Source organism: Streptomyces sp. NPDC033270 (genome assembly GCF_055576575.1).
This window is the reverse complement of the sequence record NZ_JBVIRA010000009.1, coordinates 170,938-191,057: the sequence shown is the minus strand read 5'-3', so window position 1 is coordinate 191,057 and position 20,120 is coordinate 170,938. Positions and strand designations below refer to the sequence as shown.

Below are 20,120 nucleotides of genomic sequence, written 5' to 3'. Positions count from 1 at the left end.
AGGTGATCATGTACCGGTGAGGCGGGTGTCCGCCAGAGTCCGTGGCGGCCGAAAGGAGACCGAAAGGAGATGGCAACGTGCGGGTAGCACTGTTCGTCACCTGCATCAACGACCTGCTCCATCCCCGGACCGGCCGGGCGGTGGTGGCCCTGCTGGAGCGGCTGGGCGTGGACGTCGGCTTCCCCGCCGAGCAGAGCTGCTGCGGCCAGCCGCAGTTCAACACCGGGTACCGGCACGCGACCGAGCCGCTGGTGTGCCGCTTCGACCGGGCGTTCCGGGACTACGAGTACGTCGTCACCCCGTCCGGTTCGTGCGCGGCGATGGTGCGGGACAACTACCCGCGGATCGGGGCGAAGGCCGCAGCCGAGGGGCGCGGCCGGGAGCTGGCCGAGGCCGCGGCGCTCGCGGTGCCCAAGACCTACGAGCTGACCGAGTTCCTGGTGGATGTGCTCAAGGTCGAGGACGTCGGCGCCTATTACCCACATACGGTCACCTACCACCCCACCTGCCACGGTCTGCGGATGCTGGGGCTGGGCGACCGGCCTCGGCGGCTGCTGGCGCAGGTCGGAGGGCTTGAGTTGCGGGAGCTGCCGGGCGCCGAGGAGTGCTGCGGCTTCGGCGGCACCTTCGCGGTGAAGAATCCGGCGGTGTCGGCGGCGATGGGCGCGGACAAGGTCCGCCATGTCCTCGGCACCGGCGCCGAGGCGGTCTGCACCGTCGACAACTCCTGTCTGTTGCACATCGGCGGCACCCTCGCCCGGCAGGGCTCGACGGTCCGCCCGGTCCATATCGCCGAGATCCTGGCCAGCACGGAAGGGAACGTGTGGTGAGCGGCACGTATCTGGGCATGCCGGCGTTCCCCCGGGCCGCGGAGGTCTCCACCCGCGACGCCCGGCTGCGCGCCAACCTCACCCATGCCACCCGCACCATCCGCGACAAGCGGGCCGGGGCGGTGGCCGAGCTGGACGACTGGCCGCAGTTGCGGGCCGCGGGCGCCGCGGTGAAGGACCGTACGCTGCGCCGGCTCGACCACTATCTGGAGCAGCTGGAGGCCGCGGTGACCGCCGCGGGCGGCCGGGTCCACTGGGCGGCGGACGCCGAGGAGGCCAACCGGATCGTCACCGGGCTGGTGCAGGAGACCGGCGAGCGCGAGGTGGTCAAGGTCAAGTCGATGGCCACACAGGAGATCGGGCTGAACGAGGCGCTGGCCAGGGCCGGCATCCGGGCCTACGAGACGGATCTGGCCGAGCTGATCGTGCAGCTCGGCGACGATCTGCCGTCGCACATCCTGGTCCCGGCCATCCACCGCAACCGCTCCGAGATCCGCGACATCTTCCGCCGTGAGATGGCGAGTTGGGGACGCCCGGCGCCCGAGGGGCTGTCCGACTCCCCCGCCGAGCTGGCGGAGGCGGCGCGACTGCATCTGCGGGAGAAGTTCCTGTCCGCCAAGGTCGGGATCTCCGGCGCGAACTTCATGGTCGCCGAGACCGGCACGCTGGTGGTCGTGGAGTCCGAGGGCAACGGACGGATGTGTCTGACCCTGCCCGAGACCCTGATCTCCGTGGTCGGCATCGAGAAGGTCGTACCGACCTGGCAGGACCTGGAGATCTTCCTCCAGCTGCTGCCGCGCTCCTCCACCGCGGAGCGGATGAACCCCTACACCTCCACTTGGACGGGCACGACGGACGGGGACGGGCCGCAGACCTTCCACCTCGTACTGCTCGACAACGGGCGCACCGACACCCTGGCCGACACCGTCGGACGACAGGCACTGCGCTGTATCCGCTGCTCGGCCTGCCTGAACGTCTGCCCGGTGTACGAGCGGGCCGGCGGGCATGCGTACGGATCGCCCTACCCGGGCCCGATCGGCGCCATCCTCACCCCCCAACTGCGCGGGATTCAGGGCCCGTTGGAGGCCTCGTTGCCGTACGCCTCCTCGCTGTGCGGGGCCTGCTACGAGGTGTGCCCGGTCGCCATCGACATCCCCGAGGTGCTGGTGCACCTGCGCGAACGGGTGGTGGAGGGCGGCCCGGTCACCCGTGGCGGCACACGGGCCGTGCTCAAACCGGCCAGGGGGCATGCCGCGGAGCGGGCCGCGATGCGCGCGGCGGCCTGGGCGTTCGACCACCCGGGCGCGCTGCGGGGCGGGATGCGGCTCGCGGCCCGCACCCGGCGGCTCCATCCACGGCGACTGCCGGGGCCGGGCCGAGCCTGGTCCAGGACCCGCGAGCTGCCGGCGGTGCCGGCCGAGTCCTTCCGCGACTGGTGGCAGCGCACCCGGGAAGCATCGCCGAACGGATCCGGGGAGCGGGGTGAGACCAAGTGAGCAGCCGGGAGGTGGTGTTGGCGCGGGTGCGCCGGGCACTGGCGGATGTGCCGCGCGGGCAGCGGACGGCCGGCCTCGGTGATCCGCCGGTGGTCCGCGACTACCACCGGGTGCACGGGTCCCGTACGACCGCGCAGAGTGTCGATCTGCTCGCGGAGAACCTCGCCGACTACCGGGCGATCGTGCACCGCAGCGACCCCGGGGGCCTGCCGGCGCTGATCCGCCGGCTGCTGGCCGAGCGGGGGGCACGGACGGTGCTGGCACCGCCGGGGCTGGAGGCGGCATGGCTGGCGGCGGCGACGTCCGCCGACTTCGGCGTCACCCTCGTCGACGACCGCGCGAGTGACACCCCCCGCGAACTCGACGCCGTGGACAGTGTGGTGACGGGCTGTGCGGTGGCCGTCGCGGAGACCGGCACCCTCGTTCTCGACGCCGGCCCGGACCAGGGAAGACGGCGGATCACGCTGGTGCCCGACCATCACATCTGTGTCGTCCGCGTCCCGGACCAGGTCGTCGGCTCGGTGCCGGAGGCGCTGGAACGGCTGGTGCCCGGACGTCCGCAGACCTGGATCTCCGGCCCCTCCGCCACCAGCGACATCGAACTGGACCGGGTGGAGGGCGTGCACGGGCCGCGGACACTGGAGGTGATCCTGCTGGCGGGGCCTGGAGCGGTCCACCAGAGCCCGCCTCTCCGGCCCTGAAGCATCGGACAGCCCTGGGCTCCTGACCCTCCGTCAGGGCCCCTGCCCCTCCGTCCGGCGGACCAGGACCGGCGGACCAGGACCAACGGCCGATCGCGTGCCCGCCGAGGCGCCCGGTACCTTGCTTTCGATCATCCGACGGGCCCTCCCTGGGACCCGGCGTCTCCACAGGAGTCCCCATGCGCGTCATCGCCTTCGACCACCTCGTTCTGAACGTCGCCGACCTCGAACGATCGCTGGCCTTCTACTGCGGGCAGCTCGGTCTGGAGCCGGTCCGCGTGGACGCCTGGCGCGCGGGCGAGGCGCCCTTCCCCTCCGTGCGCGTGAGCCCGACCACCATCATCGACCTCGTCGAGGGGCCCCGCGGGGGCTCCAACGTCGACCACCTCTGCCTGGTCGTCGAGCCCCTCGACTGGCAGGAGGTCGTCGACTCGGGCGAGTTCACGGTCGTCGACGGGCCCGGTCCGCGCTTCGGCGCCCGTGGCGACGGCCAGTCCCTGTATGTCAGCGACCCGGACGGCAACATCGTCGAACTCCGCTGGTACGCGCCCGACGCCTGAGGCCGCCGGAGCCCGTCACCGTTAGGGGCACCCACGGCCTCTGGCCATGGGTGCCCCGGACAGTCCGCGTCACATGCCACCCATGAGGCGGCCGACCAGCCCGCCGGGGGACTCGTCCTCCATCTTGCGGCCGGAGGCGCCGTCGGAACCGCGCCCGCCCTCGCGACCGGACACGACCACTTCTCTGCCCATGGGGGCGTCGGAGACGTCCGCCCCGGAGGACGAACGGGGGGTGGAGTAGTCCGGGTTGGCGTCGGCGGCGGCGGTGCCCGCGCCGCCGAGCAGGGCGGCGGTGGCCAGGGTTACTGCGAAGAGCGTGGTGCGGATACGCATGAATCCTCCTCAGAGCCGAGACATTGATCAGCCTGTGTACTTCCCGTCACCGTCTGCGCGATGTGGAGAGCGCCACAAAGATCACCCCGTTGGACCCTTGCGCGGGCGGTCCTCCTTGCTGCCTGCCCGTCATGCGCCGTACAGGGCCGGCCCCGCGCACACATGCCATCGGACCAGCGCCCGTACGGCGGGTCATGGCCGGGCCTGGCTGGACAGGTGTGCGACCCCGTTGTCAGTGGGGATTCCTACACTGATCGGGATGTCTCTCGCGCACGCGGTGCGCGGACGCGCCCCGGGGGGAGGGAGCAGGCGATGCTGCGGCAGGAGTTACCACCTCGGCGTTCCGGAGCGGCCGACGGCCCGCCCGCGCCGGATCCCGGGACGCCGGCCCCCGCCGCGCCGGCCACCGCGCCGGTCCGGCTGCTGACCTGGCTCGGGCGGCTGGGCGCACCGGCCGCCGCGTTCGGCGCTTTCCAGACGCTGATGGGGCTGCTGCCCGAGAGCCTGGCGGGCGAGGCGGCGCGGTACAGCCTGGCGGCGACGGCCGGTGCCGGGGTGGGCGCCGTGGTGTGGCTGGCGGCGGCGCTTCTGCAGGCCCGTGCCACCGCCGCCGCGTCGGCGTCGCCGCCCGGCCCCGCGGTGCCGGTGTCCGGTTCGCTGCCCGAGCTGATGGACGGCACGTACGAGGCGCTGCGGCGCGGTCTGTCGGTGATCGCGGTGCCCGGCCACGGTCCGCTCACGGGCTGGCCGCACTCCCTCGCCGAGAGCCGTCCGCCGGTGCACCCGACGGCGTTCGGCACGGCGTACGGGCTGCATCTGCTGCTCGACATCGCGCCGGACGACGGGCGCATACGGGCCGGTGAGGTGGCCGAGACGCTGTGGCGGCTGCGGCTCCCCGGCGGCGGGTGGGCTGCCCGCTCGCAGGGCAGCGGGGCGCGCCCCGAGGTGACCGCGATCGTGCTGGGCGCGCTGGCCCGGGCCGGCGCCGATCCGCGGCTGCTGGAGGCCGAAATCCACTCCTGCGAGGCGCTGTTGGACCCGGATCACGATGCCTCGGGGCTGAGCAGCACCTATGTGGTGACCAATGTGCTGCGCGGTCTGCTGCGGGCGGCGCCCGGGTCCCCGGCGCTGCACCGGCTGCGGGAGGTCCTGGTCAACGGCGCCACGGCCGACCCGGCGCGCGGCCACCACCGCTGCTGGGGTGCGGCGCTGGCCGGCGGACTCGGCAATCCGGCGCCGTCCGCGGCGCACACCGCGCGGGCGGTGGTGACGCTGGACCGGGCCGCGCGGGTCCTGGGCGAGGACTGCCGGCAGCGGGCGGTGCGCGAGGAGGGCCTGCGCTGGCTGCTGGCGGGCGCGGCGGCGCCGGACGGCGCCACCGACCTGGACAACTGCCAGGAGGAGGTGCGGCGCCCGGGCCGGGAGGACCCGCTGCATCAGGAGCTGCTGTCGGTACGGCATTTCTCGGCCGCCTGGGTGGCCCGGGCCCTGATGACGGACGGGGCGCGGAAGATCGCCGCGGAGGGGGCGGGACCGCAGGTGTGGGAGGAGCGGCTGGCCGAGGCCGTGGCGCGGGTACGGGGGATGCAGCAGGGCGGGGTGTGGCGGTGGGACGACGGCGCGATGGGCCATCCGGTGTGGATGGCGTATCAGGGCCTTTCGGTGCTGCGGCGGCATGCGCTGATGGTCTACCGGCCGTGAGGTCGGCCGGGTTCGGGGCGGCGGGGGCCGCCGGCGGTCGGCGGCCCCGGTGAACGGGAGGCGGACATGCAGGTCGAGGAAGCGCGGCGGCTGCTGGCGGAGCGGCTCGGCGGCGGGCCGCGGCCCCCGTCGCCCGAGTCGGCGCGTGCGGCGATCGCCCGGCTGGCGCAGCCCGACACGCTCGGTCCGCTGGTGCGCCGATTATCCACCGGCGACCGGGACCTCGGGGAGTGCACCCGGCTCTCGTACCGCCATGTGCTGGGCTTCGACAAGCTGTTGCTGCTGTCCGGAGCGCCCCGGTTCATGCTGCGGGTCCACTTCTGGCACGGCCGGACCGACGCGGTCCCCGAGGACATCCACAACCACCGCTGCGCCATCGCCTCGGCCGTGGTGCGCGGCCGCGTCCGGATGGAGTGCTACGAACCAGCCCCGCACGGCATGCCCGCGGTCGCCTATCGGGAGACGATCGACGGCCCCGGCGGGGCGTGGCGGCTGCGGCGGGTCGGGGACGCGCGGCTGCGGCTGCTGCGCACGGAGCGGTTCGGCGCCGGGCGGAGCTACGGTCTGGACGCCCGTACGCTGCACCGGGTCGTGAGCGAGCAGCCGACGGTGACGCTGTTCCTGGAGACCGCCGCGCAGCGTACGGCGACCGACGTCTACGTCCGGAGCGGCGGCGCCGGCGGGCGCGCCGCCGTGGTCAGGAACGACGGCGTCGGGCGCCCGGCTCCGCCGCCCAAGGCTCCGCTGCCGCCGGCCGTCTATCTTGCCGAACTCGACGCGCTGGCCCGATCTTTGGGCTACTGAACGGGACCGGCCCCAGCCCCGCGTAGCCATAGCGGGCCGTCATCGCGCGCAGCCCCGCCGCGTCCAGCCGGCCGCCGAGCGCCTGGCGGATCACGCCGAGGTTGTACGCGTCCACGCCGGCCTCGGCCAGCTCGGCCGGCCGTGCCCAGCGGTAGGCCTGGTCGGCGCTGGGCAGCACGACGTCCAGCGTCAGCGGGCGGACGATGAAGTTGTCCTGGTGGTTGCGGACGCGGCGGCCCTGGTAGTCGCTCAGGAAGCTGGACGCGCCGGTGCGCGCGACGATGACCCCGAGGAGTCCGGTCTCCTCCTTGAGCTCCCGCAGGGCGCCGCTCTCGGCGGACTCCCCGCGGTCCAGCTTGCCGCACGGCACGCCCCACGCGCCGGGCAGAAAGCGCTCGCGGTAGCTGCGGCGCACGATCAGCACGCGACCGTTGTGCACCACTACCGCCGCGGCCAGATGGGTGTGGGCTGCGGATTGATTCATCGGACATCTCGCAATCCGAAGGGACGGGCGGCAGGCCCGTGGCGGAGGTCCACCGTACCGGCGATGACTTCACGAGGGACCGGTGCCGACACGGGGCCGCAGGGTGAACTGGCGTGCGGAGGGCTCGCATTGGGCGCACACCGCGTGCGACCCCGCTGACGGGTGTCGGCCTGCGCTCGGAGCGGTCGAACGCTCCGTCCGCCGAGGGTGACCCTGGCGTGGGTAGGCATCCGATGCGTACGCAGCCCAGAGGTCTGGGTAGCCCACACGCCCCTCGGCAGACTCCCTGTCATCGCCGCCGAACGGACGGCGGCGGACGACAGGAAGGCAGCACGGCATCATGAGCGGCGAGAGCAACTCTCTTGTGTGGAACGCCGGTTGGGCAGCGGCCGTACAGCGCCCCAGTGAGGGCTTCCACAAGAACTGGGCGCTGGAGGGGTTCGCGGACCAGACGGTGCGGCAGGTCGTACGGGTCACCGGCGCCGGCACCCGGGCCCGGGTCAGGCTCTCCAACCGCTACGGGACTGCCCCGCTGGAGGTCACCGGCGCCACCCTGGCCCGCACGGACAAGGGGCCGGCCGTGCAGGACGGCACGGTGCGCCGGCTCACCTTCGACGGCGCACCGTCCGTCCGGATCCCGCCGGGGGGCGAGGTCTACAGCGACGCCGCCGAGGTGACGGCGGCGGCGTTCGACTCGCTCACCGTCTCGCTGTACTTCGCGCGTCCGACCGGACCGGCGACCTTCCACGCCCAGGCCTACGCCACGGCCTACCGCGCCGAGGGCGACCGGCTCGCGGCGTCCGATCCGGCGGTGTTCAGCGAGACGACGGTGTCCTGGTACCACCTCGCCGCCGTCGAGCTGGCGGACGGCGGCCCGGCGCGGCACGAGACGGTGGTGGTCTTCGGCGACTCCCTCACCGACGGGTTCGCCTCGACCATCGACGGCGACCACCGCTACCCGGACGCGCTCGCCGAGCGGCTGGCCGCGCGGGGCACCCCGCGCCCGGTGCTCAACCAGGGCATCGGCGGGAATCTGCTGCTGAACGACTCGCCGTGGTTCGGCGAGCGGGCGGTCGAACGCTTCCGGCGCGATGTGCTCGACCAGCCCGGCGTGCGCTCCGTGGTCGTCCTGGTGGGCCTCAACGACATCGGTTTCAGCGAGATCGATCTGCCGACGTACAAGCCGAACCCGGACAACTCCGTGGCGGATCTGATCGCCGGATACCGGACGCTGATCGCCCTGGCGCATGCCGCGGGGGTGCGGATCACCGGGGCGACGATCATGCCGTTCAAGGGGTCGGAGTACCACACACCGACCGCCGAGGCGAAGCGCCGGGAGGTCAACGACTGGATGCGCGCCTCGGGCGAGTTCGACGCGGTCGCCGACTTCGCCGCGGCGCTGGCGGACCCGGACGACCCGGACGCGCTCGCGCCCGCCTACGACAGCGGTGACCGCAAGCACCCCAACGACGAGGGCTACCGCGCGATGGCCGCCGTGATCGATCTCGCCGCCCTCTAGGGCGTGTCCGGAAATGCCGGAAAGAGAGTGCGGCGACCACCCCGACCAAGTGAACTGGCCGCCGCACCATCGACCTTACCCGCGGGTCACTTACGGGTCACCACTTGATCGCCGACGGGGGTGAGGTGTGCGTCACGCCGCACCAGCGCCGCATAGCGGCCGTCGGCGGCGAGCAGTTCGTCATGGGTGCCGCGCTCGGCGATCCGGCCGGCGTCCAGGACGACTATCTGGTCCGCGTCGCGGACCGTGGACAGGCGGTGCGCGATGGTGAGGGTGGTGCGCCCCTCGGACAGCGCGTCGATGGCCTGCTGCACGGCGTGCTCGGTGCGGGTGTCCAGGGCGCTGGTCGCCTCGTCCAGGACGAGGACGGGCGGGTCGCGCAGGATGGTGCGGGCGATGGCGAGGCGCTGCTTCTCGCCGCCGGAGAAGCGGTAGCCGCGCTCGCCGACGAGGGTGTCGTAGCCGTCGGGGAGGGCGGCGATGTGGTCGTGGATCTGGGCGGCCTTGGCGGCGCGTTCGATCTCGTCGTCGGTGGCGTCCGGTTTGGCGAAGCGGAGGTTGTCGGCGACGGAGGCGTGGAAGAGGTAGGTCTCCTGGGAGACCACGCCGACCGCCCGCGCCAGGGTGGCGAAGTCGAGGTCGCGGACGTCCCTGCCGTCGAGGGTGACCCGGCCCTCGGTCACGTCGTAGAGCCGCGGTACGAGGTAGCTCAGGGTGCTCTTGCCGCTGCCGGTCGGGCCGACGACGGCGAGGCTGCCGCCGGCGGGGAGGGTCAGGTCGATGCCGTCGAGGGTGGGCGCCGCGTCGGGGTCGTAGCAGAACCGCACGTTCTCGAAGCGGACCTCGCCGCGCGGTGCGGGCAGGCGGACCGGGTCGGCGGGCTCGGTGATGGCGACCGGCAGGTCGAGGTATTCGAAGATCCGCTGGAAGAGCGCGAGCGAGGTCTGCATCTGCACGCCGGTGGACAGCAGCGAGACGGTCGGCCGCAGCAGGCCCTGCTGGAGCGAGACGAAGGCGACCAGGGTGCCGATCGAGAAGACCGGCCCGCCGAACTGGAGGACCAGTCCCGCCGCCCAGTAGATCAGTGCGGGCATGGCCGCCATGACGATGCCGATGGTGGCCATCCGCCAGCGGCCGGCCATGTTGGCGCGGACCTCCAGGCCGACCAGGCGCTCGGACTCGTCGGCGAAGGACCGGGTGAGGGAGCCGGCCCGGCCCATCGTGCGGCCGAGCAGAATGCCGCTGACCGAGAGGGATTCGGTGACCATCGCGGACATCGCGGCCATCTGCTTCTGCCGCTGGGTGGTGATCTTCTTACGTTCGTTGCCGACCCGGCGGCTGATCCAGACGAAGAGCGGAAGCAGCAGCAGCGAGACGGCGGTCAGCCGCCAGTCGAGCGCGAGCATGGCGCAGACCGTGGCGGTGACCGAGGTCAGGTTGGAGACCAGGGAAGTGGCGGTCGAGGTGACCGTGGCCTGCATACCGCCGATGTCGTTGGCGATCCGGGACTGGACCTCGCCGGTGCGGGTGCGGGTGAAGAACGCCAGCGGCATCTGCTGGAGCTTGGCGTAGACGGCGGTGCGCAGGTCGTGCATGACGCGCTGGCCGACGGTGGTGGACACCAGGGTCTGCAGGACGCCGAAGACGCTGGTGGTGACGGCGGTGACGATCATGCCGAGGGCGAGCAGGGTGAGCAGTCCGGTGCGCCGTTCGGGGATCGCCACGTCCAGGATCTCGCGGAGCAGGAACGGCGCGGCCACCGAGACGAGGGAGGAGGCGCCGACGAGCAGGCCGACGAGGGCGAGGCGGGCGCGGTAGGGGCGGAAGAGGGTGAGGATCCGCCGCAACTGGACCGGCGTTTCGGGGTCCTTGGGCGGTGGGGTCCACTGGGGTTCGTCGCTGCGCATGGGCTCCTTCGAGGGGTGTGGAAATCGGGCGGGACAGACCGGGCGAGCGTCAGGGAGCTTAGCTCATTGTTACCTATACTCACAATGAACTAGATCCTGATATCCGCTATCCTCGTGGCATGCCCTCCCCCGAGCCGACTCTCAGCACCGCCAACGTCGCCGAGCAGCTGGTACGGCTGACACGGCGGATGCACCGCGCCCAGAAGCACCATCTGGCGCACCTGGACCTCGCCTTCACCCCCGCGCAGTCCCGGCTGCTGCGGATCGTCGACCACTACCGCGACGCCCCGCCCCGGATGGCCGACCTGGCCGAGCGGCTGGAGGTCGTACCACGAGCGGTGACGACGCTGGTGGACGGGCTGGAGGCGCATGGCGCGGTGCGCCGGGTGCCCGATCCGGCCAACCGCCGGGTGGTGCGGATCGAGCTCACCGACACCGGACGCGCCACCCTCCGCGCGTTGCGCAGCGCGCGCCGCGCCGCGGCGGAGGAGATCCTGGCCCCACTGACCGCCGAACAGCGCCAGGTGCTGGGCGGTCTGCTGTCCACCCTGGTCGACGGACCGGGTGGACCGCACTGAGCTGACCCAAGCCGAGCGGCCCAGGGCCCGTCCGACGCCGATCCACCGGGCGGGCCCGGACGCGGAGTCGACCGGAGGAGTGCCCGCCATGCCCCTGCTGGAGCCGAAGCCCGAGTCCCTGCGGCCCACCGCCCCCCACGGCCCCGCGCACGACCGGGTGGCCGACCGGCGGGCGTCGGGCACCCCCGAGCCGCTGCGCGGCGACCTGATCGCGCTGCTGGGCGCGGACAAGGTGCTGCACACGATCTCCGACCTGGTCCGCTACTCCTGCGACGCCAGCCCCTACCGCTTCGTCCCCCAGGTCGTGGTGGTGGCCGAGGACCTCGACGACGTCTCCGCGGTCTTCTCCTACGCCCACGGCAAGGGCCGCAAGGTCGTCTTCCGGGCCGCCGGGACCTCGCTCAACGGCCAGGCGCAGGGCGAGGACATCCTCGTCGACGTACGCCGGCACTGGACCGGGATCGAGGTGCTCGACGGCGGCGCCCGGGCCCGGATCCGGCCGGGCACCACCGTGCTGCGCGCCAACGCAGCCCTCGCCCGCCACGGCAGGGTGCTGGGCCCCGACCCGGCCAGCGCCGTCGCCTGCACGCTGGGCGGGGTGGTCGCCAACAACGCCTCCGGGATGACGGCCGGCACCACCCGCAACTCCTACCGGACGCTGGCCTCGGTCACCGTCGTCCTGCCGTCCGGCACCATCGTCGACACCGCCGACCCGGCCGCCGACGAGGAGCTGGCGCACGCCGAACCGGCGCTGTACGCGGGCCTGCTGGCGCTGAAGGCCGAGATCGAGGCGGAACCGGAGCTGGTGGCCAGGATCCGCGCCAAGTACGCCCTGAAGAACACCAACGGCTACCGCCTGGACGCGTTCTTGGACGGTGCGACACCGGTGGAGATCCTGCGCGGGCTGATGGTCGGCTCCCAGGGCACCCTCGGCTTCCTCGCCGAGACCGTCTTCGACACCGTGCCGCTGGACCGCCGCGCCTCCGGTGCGCTGCTGTTCTTCCCCGATCTGAGCGCCGCGGCCGCCGCCGTACCGCGGTTCACCGACGCGGGCGCGCGGGCCGTGGAGTTGATGGACGGCAACACGCTGCGCGCCTCGGTCAGCGTGCCCGGGGTACCCGCGGACTGGGCGGCGCTGCCCAAGGACACCGCCGCACTGCTGGTGGAGTTCCGGGCGCCCGACGAGGCCGCCCAGGAGGCGTACGAGCGGGCCGCGGCGCGGGTACTGGCCGAGCTGGAGCTGGTCGCTCCGGTCGCCTCCGTCAGCAACACCTTCACCCGGGACGCGGCCACACTCGGCGGCTACTGGAAGGCCCGCAAGGCGTTCGTCACGGCGGTCGGCGGCTCCCGGCCGTCCGGGACCACGCTGATCACCGAGGACTTCGCGGTGCCGCCGCACCGGCTGGCGGAAGCCTGTACCGCCCTGCTGGAGCTGCAGTCCCGGCACGGCTTCGACGCGGCGGTCGCCGGGCACGCCGGGCACGGCAATCTGCACTTCCTGCTGGCCTTCGACGCGGCGAAAGCGGACGACGTGGCGCGCTACGCGGCCTTCATGGACGCGTTCTGCCGGCTGACCGTGCGGCGCTTCGACGGCTCCCTCAAGGCGGAGCACGCCACCGGGCGGAACATCGCCCCGTTCCTGGAGCTCGAATGGGGCCCGCGGGCAACGGAGTTGATGTGGCGGATCAAAGAGCTGGTGGACCCGCACGGCATCCTGGCGCCCCGCGTCCTCCTCGACCGCGACCCCCGGGCCCATCTGCGCGGCCTGAAGACCCTGCCCGAGATCGAGGCGATCGCCGACCCCTGCATCGAGTGCGGCTTCTGCGAACCGACCTGCCCCAGCGAGGGCCTCACCACCACTCCCCGCCAACGGATCGTGCTGCGCCGCGAGATGCTCCGCCAGCCCCCCGGCTCCCCCGTGACCACCGAGCTGCTGGACGCGTACGGCTATGCCGCGGTGGACACCTGCGCCGGCGACTCGACCTGCAAACTGGCCTGCCCGGTGGGCATCGACACCGGCGCCCTGATGCGGGACTTCCGGCATCGGCGCCACTCGCCGCGCGAGGAGCGGCTGGCGGAGCGGTCCGCCCGGCAGTTCGGTGCCGTGGAGAGAGCGGCGCGGCTGGCGGTGGCCGCCGCGGACCGGATCGGCGACCGGCTGCTGACGTCGCTGACCGGCACCGCACGCCGGGCCGTACGCCCCGACCTGGTGCCCCAGTGGCTGCCCCGGATCCCCGGCGCGGCGGCCCGCCGGCTGCCCCCGACGCGAAGGGCGGGCGCGGCCGCGGTCTACTTCCCGGCGTGTGTCAACCGGATCTTCGGCGAGCGTGCCGAACACCGGGGGCCTTCGCTGCCCGAGGCCGTCGTGGCGGTGTCACGGCGGGCGGGCCGGCCGGTGTGGATCCCGTCGGACGTGACCGGGACCTGCTGCGCCACGATCTGGCACTCCAAGGGATATGAGCGCGGCACCGCGGTGATGGCCAACCGCGTCGTCGAGGCGGCCTGGGGCTGGACGGCCGGCGGCCAACTGCCCCTGGTCGTGGACGCGTCCTCCTGCACACTGGGCATCGCCCGTGAGGTCGTGCCGTATCTGACCCCGCTCAATCGGGCGCTGCACGCCGAGCTGACCGTCCTCGACTCCGTCGTCTGGGCCGCCGACGAGCTGCTGCCGCGGCTGCGGATCGAGCGCAGCGTCGGCTCCGCGGTGCTCCACCCCACCTGCGCCATGCAGCACTTGGGGGACGAGTCACAGCTGCGGCGGGTCGCCGAGGCGTGCGCGCGGGAGGTGGTGGTGCCGCACGACGCGGGCTGCTGCGCCTTCGCCGGCGACCGCGGGATGCTGCATCCGGAGCTGACGAAGTCGGCGACCGCCAAGGAGGCGGCGGAGGTCACCGCGCGGCACTTCGACGCGTACCTGTCGGCGAACCGGATGTGCGAGATCGGCATGGACCAGGCGACGGAGGGCCGAGGGTACCGCTCGGCCCTCCTGGCGCTGGAGTGGGCCACCCGGTCCGACGGGTGAGGACGGGCGCGCGTCAGCCGGAGATGTGCAGCGCCACCGCGCTCTTGGCGGGCACGGTCACCCGCGCCCTGCCGTCGTCGCCGACCGTGACCGTGTTGCCGGAGCAGTTGTCCGGTGCGGCCTTGACCACGTTGCAGTACGTCCCGCCGGGCAGCGACGTGGCGAAGGTCTGCGTCAGTTCGCCGTCGCCGTTGTTGAGGGCGACGAACCCCTTGCCCCGGCGCCCGAAGGCGATCGCGCTCTTGCCGTTGTCCCACCAGTCGGTCAGCTCCGCGGACCCCACGGCGTTGCGGAACCCCACCATCCCGGTGATCTCCCGCTTGGCGTGCTGCTCGGTCCAGCCGCCGCTCCCGCTGGGCGGCCCGGCGTCCTTGTCGGACCACTCGTAGCCGGAGTAGACGTTCGGCGAGCCGTAGGGCGAGGCGAGCAGGAAGACGTTGGCGAGGGTGTAGGCCGCGCCGTCCTTGTACGTGAGCGTCGATCCGTTGCGCTCGGTGTCCCAGTTGTCGACGAAGGTACGGGCCCTGTCGCCGCCGAGTTTGCCGTCCGCGACGGACTTGAGCTGGGCGATGTCGCCGCCCTGGAAGGCGCTCTTGAGGTGGCTGCCGTAGCGGAACTCGTCGACGTCGCCGATGCCCGTGTACTCGTCGGGCTGGACCGCCTCGCCGGCGCCGTGGATGACCTCCTGCACCCAGTATCCGGGGTCGCTCATCTTGCCCTTGATGGCGGCGACGTCGGTTGCGGAGAGGTGCTTGGCGGCGTCGATCCGGAAGCCGTCCACGCCCAGCGACCGCAGGTCGTCGAGGTACTTGGCGATGGTGGTGCGGACATGGTCGCTGCCGGTGTCGAGGTCGGCGAGCCCCACCAGTTCGCAGTTCTGCACATCGTCGCGGTTGGTGTAGTCGGAGATGCTCCGGCGGCAGCCGTGGAAGTCCTGGTCCTGGTAGTAGCCGGGGTAGTTGTACTTGGTGTACTGCGTGCCGCCGGTGCCGGTGCCGGACCCGGCCGCCATGTGGTTGATGACGGCGTCGGCGATGACCTTGACGCCGGCGCCGTGGCAGGCCCTGACCATCGAGGCGAACGCGTCCCGGTCGCCCAGCCGCCCGGCGATCTTGTAGCTGACGGGCTGGTACGAGGTCCACCACTGGTCGCCCTGGATGTGCTCGGTCGCGGGCGAGACCTCGACATAGCCGTAGCCGGCCGGGCCCAGCTGGTCGGTGCAGGCCTTGGCCACGTCCGTGTACTTCCGCTCGAACAGCGTGGCGGTGACGGTCTTCTCGCCGGGCGGGGTGGCCTGGGAGGACCATGGCGCGAAGGCGGCGAGGCCGGTGGCGGCCACCACTCCGGCCAGCGCCCCGCCCACCACACGGGAACGATGCTGCATCTTGCGGCTCCTTCGTCATGGGGCACGGCACGCCGCACCGCGCCCACGAGAGCAGCCACGCGCCAGGCCGCCATGGGGGGTTTCCGTATCGGAGCCTGCCGTTTACCTCGTGAACACGTCAACCCTTTCCGCAAGGCTTTTCAGCAGCTTGCGAAAGATGCTGACGGAGAGTCGGGCGACGTTGCAGCAAGAAGACCCGCACGGCGGCCGGAGCCCGGCCCGACGCCGCGAAAAGAGTCCAAGTGTGTCGTATCAAGAGTCCAATCGGCCCTCTTGTGCCACCGCCTCCCGGCCGACATGGTCCTGACCGAGGTTCACCTGCCCCGGCGCACCACCGCTCCCCTGGAGGATCGATGAACGAGGCACAACCGCAACCCCACGACCACAACGAGGCGGGCCCCAGCCGCCGTTCGGTCCTGTGGACCGCCGGTGCCGCGGGGGCCGGGCTGGGCCTCGGCGGAGTGACGGCCGGCTCCGCCGCGGCGGCCGCGCCCACGGCGGCCGGCCCCGCGTCGGCGGCCGGCACGGCGCCCGCGGCCAAGGGCAAGACCATGATCGGAGTGCCGTTCGAAGGACGGTCCACCGTACGTGTCGGCATCATCGGCCTCGGCAACCGCGGCGACGGCATGATCGGCCTCTTCCTGGCAGTGCCGGGGGTACGGGTCGTCGCCCTGTGCGACCCGGTGAAGGAGAAGACCGCCAAGGCCGCCAAGAAGGTCACCAACGCCGGGCAGCCCGCGCCCGCCGTCTACTCCAACGGCGACCACGACTTCGAAAACCTCTGCAAGCGCGGCGACATCGACTTCGTGTACGTGGCCACGCCCTGGGACTGGCACTTCGAGATGGCCAGGACGGCGATGCTCAACGGCAAGCACGTCGGCGTGGAGTGCCCCCTCGCCCTGCGCCTGGACCATCTCTGGGCCCTGGTCGACCTCTCCGAACGGACCCGCAGACACTGCATGCAGCTGGAGAACTGCTGTTACGGCAGGAACGAGATGCGGGTGCTGCGGATGGCACACGCGGGCCTGTTCGGCGAGTTGCTGCACGGGGCGGGCGCGTACCAACACGATCTGCGCGGCCTGATGTTCGACCCGAAGTACTACGAGGGGCCGTGGCGCCGGCTGTGGCACACCCGGCTGCGCGGCGACCTCTACCCCAACCACGGGTTCGGCCCGGTCGCCAACTACATGGACGTCAACCGCGGCGACCGCGCCGTGCGCATCTCCAGCTTCGGCACCCCCGCCCTCGGCCTCGCCGAGTACCGCGAGGCGCACATGCCGGCGAACGACCCCAGCTGGAAGGAGTCCTACATCGAGAGCGACCGGACGATCAGCCTCGTACAGACCGCCAAGGGCCGGGTGATCCGCCTGGAGCACGATGTCTCCACCCCACACCCCTACAGCCGCATCAACAGCCTCGGCGGCACCAAGGGCGTCTTCGAGGACTACCCCGAGCGGATCTACCTGGAGCCGGACCAGAGCAACGACGAGTGGGGCGACTTCGCGCGGTACGCGGAGTGGGACCACTGGCTCTGGAAGGAGCACGCGAACCCGCCCGGCGGACACGGCGGCATGGACTACATGCTGGTCTTCCGGCTGATGCAGTGCATGCGGCTGGGTCTCGTACCGGACTTCGACGTCTACGACGGGGCGACCTGGACGGCGCCGGTGCCGCTGAGCGACGCGTCCATCAAGGCAGGCGGCGCCCCGCAGGAGATTCCCGACTTCACCCGCGGGCTGTGGAAGAAGGCCCGGCCGGGGATGGACTCGCAGAAGCCGGAGGAGTAGGGGCGGTTCCCAGGGCCCCGGCCGCGTCCCCGCGTCCCGCGGCCGGAGCCCCTGGGCATCAGGCGCCGGAGGCTTCTGTCAGGGCCTTGACCCCGATGCCTTGACCCGATGCCTTGACCCCGATGCCCCGATGCGCCCGAAGGCCTTGCGGCCGGGCTTTCGCCGCGCCCTTCAGGCCCCGAGACGCGCCTTGTCGCCCATGACGACGACGGGCTGCCGCGCCGGGTCGAGGGCGCGCAGCAGCGTCTGCATCGCGGCCTTCGGCACGCTGACACAGGCGGAGGTCCCGCTGCCGTGGTCCCCGTGCAGCCAGATCCCGCCCCCCTTGGACTGCCCCTCGGGCCGGGTCGGGTCCAGCGGGGAGGTGCCCTTGACGCGGTTGTAGTTGATCGCGACGACGTAGTCGAAGTCGTGCCGGGTGCTCTTGTCCCAGTACGGCGGCGGGGTGAACGCCGGCGAGTGCGTATAGGGCAGCTTGGCGCCGGGGTCGGCGAGCACCCCGCCCGCGTCGGTCAGCGTGAACACGCCCACGGGGCTGCGCTTGTCGCCTTCGTGGTGGTTCAGCGTCCAGCCGCGCCGGCCGTTGTGCGCCGCCCAACTCGCCTTGCGGTCCCATCCCTTGGCGTCCTTCTCGTAGAGGACGACGGTGGAGTCGGAGGAGTCCGCGCCCGCGCCGTAGACCGCGACGACCTGACTGGAGCCGGCGGGGATCCGCGACCGCAGGACGCCGCCGATCCCGGGAACCTCCTTGAGATGGGTGCTGGCGGACGCCCCGCGAGCCGCACCGCCCGGACGCTTCCCCTTCCCCGCGTCGTCCGTGCCGCCCGAATGCCGGCCACCCGGCCCGCCGCCGCAGCCCGCCAGTAGGACCAGCCCCGCCGCGGCCACCGCCGCGCTCCTCACCGCACCGCCCGAAGTCCGCATGGCCCCATGGTCGCACCGCGAGCCTGACGACCGTTCAGCGCCCGTCCGCCGCGCACGGCTTCCCACACGATTGTCCGAATCATATGACCGCAGCGGAAAAACCGTTTGAAACCGGCCTGCGCCACGGGCCAATCTTCCAGAACCTCCGCCGACAGACGAGACGGGCGAGAGGGGCATTTCGCCTGCCGGGACGGCGCTCTGCCGCCCCACCCCCCACCACGACTTCGCCTGGGACACCATGCAGATTCGCGATCTTCCGCACCCCGACCCGGGCGTCCCGGACGTCCGTACGGGCGGCGCCTTCCTCTTGTGGCTCTACAAACAGCAGCTCGGCGGGCAGTTCAAGGCCCTCTTGTGGGGGCTGGTGAACTTCGGCGCCATCGCCTCGTTCCCGCTGCCGGTGGGCCTGGCCGTGCAGGCCGTGGTGGACCGCGACGGCGGCCGACTCGCCCTGGCCGGCGGCCTGGTCGTGGTGCTGGGCGCGCTGATCGCGCTCGGCAGCACGATGCTGCACCGCGCCGCCGTCACCAACTGGATCACCACCGTCGCCCGGATGCAGCAGCTGCTCGCCCGCAAGACCACGGAGCTGGGATCGGCCATGACCCGGCGGGTGGCGGCCGGCGAGATCGTCGCCGTCAGCACCGGCGATCTGGAGAAGATCGGCTGGTTCGTCGAGGCGGTCTCCCGGTTCGGCGCGGCGGCGGTGACCACGGTCGGCGTCTCACTGGCCCTGGTCGTCAGCCAGCCGCAGCTCGGCGTGCTGGTGGCGCTCGGCGTACCCGTACTGGCGCTGGCCGTACTGCCGCTGCTGCCGCCCGCCACCCGGCGTGCCGACGCCCAGCGCGAGAAGGCCGGCCGGGCCACCGAGCTGGCCTCCGACACCGTCGCCGGACTGCGCGTACTGCGCGGCATCGGCGGCGAGGAGCTGTTCCTCGGCCGCTACCGCAGCGCCTCGCAGGAGGTTCGCGAGGCCGCCGTCCGCAGCGCCCGGATGTGGTCGCTGATCTCGGCCGTCCAGGTGGTGCTGCCGGGGCTGCTGCTGATCGCGGTGGTCTGGTACGGCGCCCGGCTCGCCCTCGACGGCACGGTCGCCGTGGGCGAACTCGTCACGATCTACAGCGCGGTCACCTTCCTGCTCTTCCCGCTGCGGCACTTCGAGGAGATCGCTCAGGCCTACTCCTTCGCCCGGCCGTCGGCGAAGCGTACGGCCCGCGTACTGGCACAGAGCCGGCCGGCCGGCGGCCGGACCGCCGGGCACGGGGCGACGCCCACCGGCGATCTGCACGACCCGGTCAGCGGCCTGACCGCCCCGGCCGGCCGGCTGACCGCGGTCGTCTGCGGCGACCCCGACGCCGCGGGCCGGCTCGCCGAACGCCTCGGCGGCCATCCGCCGCAGACCGACGAGGACGGCGCCGACCGGGTGGACAGCGGTGCCGCGCGGTCCGTCGTCCTCGGCGGCGCCCCGCTGGACGACCTGCCGCGCGACACCGCCCGCCGGGCCGTACTCGTCCAGGACAAGGACCCGATGCTGCTCTCCGGCACCCTCGGCGAGCTGCTCGACGTGCCGTCCTCCGGGCAGGTGCCGGCCGCCGAGGCACTCGGCGCGGCCCAGTGCGCCGACGTACTGACCGCGCTCGCGCAGGCGTCCGTCGACGACTCCGGCGACCCCATGGGCACCCACATCACCGAACGCGGCAGATCGCTCTCCGGTGGCCAGCGGCAGCGGCTGGCACTGGCCAGATCGCTGGTCACCGACCCGGAGGTGCTGGTGCTCGACGAGCCGACCAGCGCGGTCGACGCGCACACCGAGGCACGGATCGCCGACGGCCTGCGGAAGATCAGAGCGGGCCGCACCACCGTGGTCCTCACCTCCAGCCCGCTCCTGCTGGACCGGGCCGACCAGGTCGCCTTCCTCCACGAGGGCAAGGTCGTCGCCGAGGCCGCCCACCGCGAACTGCTGCACAGCCACCCCGCCTACCGCGCCGTCGTCACCCGCGAGACCGACACCGAGCCGGCGGTGCGGACCGGCCCAGTCGACCGGATCGACCAGCCCCACCCCACCCACCGGATCGACCAGATCTAGGAGACCG

The 20,120-nt window shown here is 72.6% G+C and carries 16 protein-coding genes; 11 read left to right on the top strand and 5 right to left on the bottom strand.

The features are described 5' to 3' along the window. The first annotated feature begins 77 nt into the window (after nt 1-77). The 4 genes from ACZ5XZ_RS15810 (at nt 78) to ACZ5XZ_RS15795 (ending at nt 3,587) form a co-directional block, all read left to right on the top strand. On the top strand, nt 78-830 hold the full coding sequence (locus ACZ5XZ_RS15810; RefSeq protein ID WP_468978134.1) for a (Fe-S)-binding protein: 753 nt from the start codon (nt 78-80) through the stop codon (nt 828-830). Then, a complete protein-coding gene (locus ACZ5XZ_RS15805) occupies nt 827-2,326 on the top strand; it encodes a lactate utilization protein B (protein WP_468978131.1) in 1,500 nt (499 codons plus the stop codon). The genes ACZ5XZ_RS15810 and ACZ5XZ_RS15805 overlap by 4 nt, the downstream gene beginning before the upstream one ends. Continuing rightward, nucleotides 2,323-3,027 carry a LutC/YkgG family protein gene (locus ACZ5XZ_RS15800; RefSeq protein WP_468978129.1) on the top strand — a complete coding sequence of 235 codons (705 nt, stop codon included), beginning with the start codon at nt 2,323-2,325 and terminating at the stop codon, nt 3,025-3,027. Before ACZ5XZ_RS15805 ends, ACZ5XZ_RS15800 begins: the two co-directional genes overlap by 4 nt. Before the next feature lie 179 nt (nt 3,028-3,206). After that, on the top strand, nt 3,207-3,587 hold the full coding sequence (locus ACZ5XZ_RS15795; protein ID WP_468978127.1) for a VOC family protein: 381 nt from the start codon (nt 3,207-3,209) through the stop codon (nt 3,585-3,587). Nucleotides 3,588-3,656: 69 nt separating this feature from the next. Here ACZ5XZ_RS15795 and ACZ5XZ_RS15790 read toward each other — a convergent pair whose 3' ends face one another. After that, nucleotides 3,657-3,920, bottom strand: coding sequence for a hypothetical protein (locus tag ACZ5XZ_RS15790; RefSeq protein WP_468978125.1), 264 nt, complete (start codon nt 3,918-3,920; stop codon nt 3,657-3,659). Nucleotides 3,921-4,232: 312 nt separating this feature from the next. Here ACZ5XZ_RS15790 and ACZ5XZ_RS15785 point away from each other — a divergent pair, with 312 nt between their 5' ends. Beyond that, complete coding sequence (locus ACZ5XZ_RS15785; protein WP_468978123.1) at nt 4,233-5,621, top strand: hypothetical protein; 1,389 nt, start codon at nt 4,233-4,235, stop codon at nt 5,619-5,621. 66 nt (nt 5,622-5,687) lie between these two features. Next, complete coding sequence (locus tag ACZ5XZ_RS15780; protein WP_468978121.1) at nt 5,688-6,425, top strand: hypothetical protein; 738 nt, start codon at nt 5,688-5,690, stop codon at nt 6,423-6,425. Here the strand turns inward: ACZ5XZ_RS15780 and ACZ5XZ_RS15775 are convergent. Continuing rightward, nucleotides 6,319-6,909: an NUDIX domain-containing protein gene (locus tag ACZ5XZ_RS15775; RefSeq protein WP_468978120.1), complete on the bottom strand. Its 591-nt coding sequence runs from the start codon at nt 6,907-6,909 to the stop codon at nt 6,319-6,321. The genes ACZ5XZ_RS15780 and ACZ5XZ_RS15775 overlap by 107 nt on opposite strands. Nucleotides 6,910-7,249: 340 nt before the next feature. Here ACZ5XZ_RS15775 and ACZ5XZ_RS15770 point away from each other — a divergent pair, with 340 nt between their 5' ends. After that, on the top strand, nt 7,250-8,428 hold the full coding sequence (locus ACZ5XZ_RS15770) for an SGNH/GDSL hydrolase family protein (protein WP_468978117.1): 1,179 nt from the start codon (nt 7,250-7,252) through the stop codon (nt 8,426-8,428). A gap of 86 nt (nt 8,429-8,514) precedes the next feature. Here the strand turns inward: ACZ5XZ_RS15770 and ACZ5XZ_RS15765 are convergent, their stop codons facing one another. Further along, nucleotides 8,515-10,335, bottom strand: a complete 1,821-nt coding sequence (locus tag ACZ5XZ_RS15765) for an ABC transporter ATP-binding protein (RefSeq protein ID WP_468978115.1) — start codon at nt 10,333-10,335, stop codon at nt 8,515-8,517. A gap of 119 nt (nt 10,336-10,454) precedes the next feature. Here ACZ5XZ_RS15765 and ACZ5XZ_RS15760 point away from each other — a divergent pair, with 119 nt between their 5' ends. Together ACZ5XZ_RS15760 and ACZ5XZ_RS15755 are read left to right on the top strand one after the other, a co-directional pair. Beyond that, on the top strand, nt 10,455-10,913 hold the full coding sequence (locus tag ACZ5XZ_RS15760) for a MarR family winged helix-turn-helix transcriptional regulator (protein WP_468978114.1): 459 nt from the start codon (nt 10,455-10,457) through the stop codon (nt 10,911-10,913). Between the two features lie 88 nt (nt 10,914-11,001). Further along, complete coding sequence (locus tag ACZ5XZ_RS15755; RefSeq protein WP_468978113.1) at nt 11,002-13,935, top strand: FAD-binding and (Fe-S)-binding domain-containing protein; 2,934 nt, start codon at nt 11,002-11,004, stop codon at nt 13,933-13,935. 13 nt (nt 13,936-13,948) lie between these two features. On the opposite strand, the gene ACZ5XZ_RS15750 is transcribed toward ACZ5XZ_RS15755, so the two are convergent. Further along, nucleotides 13,949-15,319 carry an alpha-amylase gene (locus ACZ5XZ_RS15750; RefSeq protein WP_468978110.1) on the bottom strand — a complete coding sequence of 457 codons (1,371 nt, stop codon included), beginning with the start codon at nt 15,317-15,319 and terminating at the stop codon, nt 13,949-13,951. Nucleotides 15,320-15,672: 353 nt separating this feature from the next. Here ACZ5XZ_RS15750 and ACZ5XZ_RS15745 point away from each other — a divergent pair, with 353 nt between their 5' ends. After that, the gene (locus ACZ5XZ_RS15745; protein WP_468978109.1) at nt 15,673-17,106 is read left to right on the top strand and encodes a Gfo/Idh/MocA family protein; all 1,434 of its coding nucleotides are present in this window, start codon (nt 15,673-15,675) and stop codon (nt 17,104-17,106) included. A gap of 171 nt (nt 17,107-17,277) precedes the next feature. On the opposite strand, the gene ACZ5XZ_RS15740 is transcribed toward ACZ5XZ_RS15745, so the two are convergent. Then, nucleotides 17,278-18,030: a L,D-transpeptidase family protein gene (locus ACZ5XZ_RS15740; RefSeq protein WP_468978108.1), complete on the bottom strand. Its 753-nt coding sequence runs from the start codon at nt 18,028-18,030 to the stop codon at nt 17,278-17,280. A 238-nt stretch (nt 18,031-18,268) separates the two neighbouring features. Here ACZ5XZ_RS15740 and ACZ5XZ_RS15735 point away from each other — a divergent pair, with 238 nt between their 5' ends. After that, on the top strand, nt 18,269-20,113 hold the full coding sequence (locus tag ACZ5XZ_RS15735) for an ABC transporter transmembrane domain-containing protein (RefSeq protein WP_468978105.1): 1,845 nt from the start codon (nt 18,269-18,271) through the stop codon (nt 20,111-20,113). The last annotated feature ends 7 nt before the right edge of the window (nt 20,114-20,120 follow it).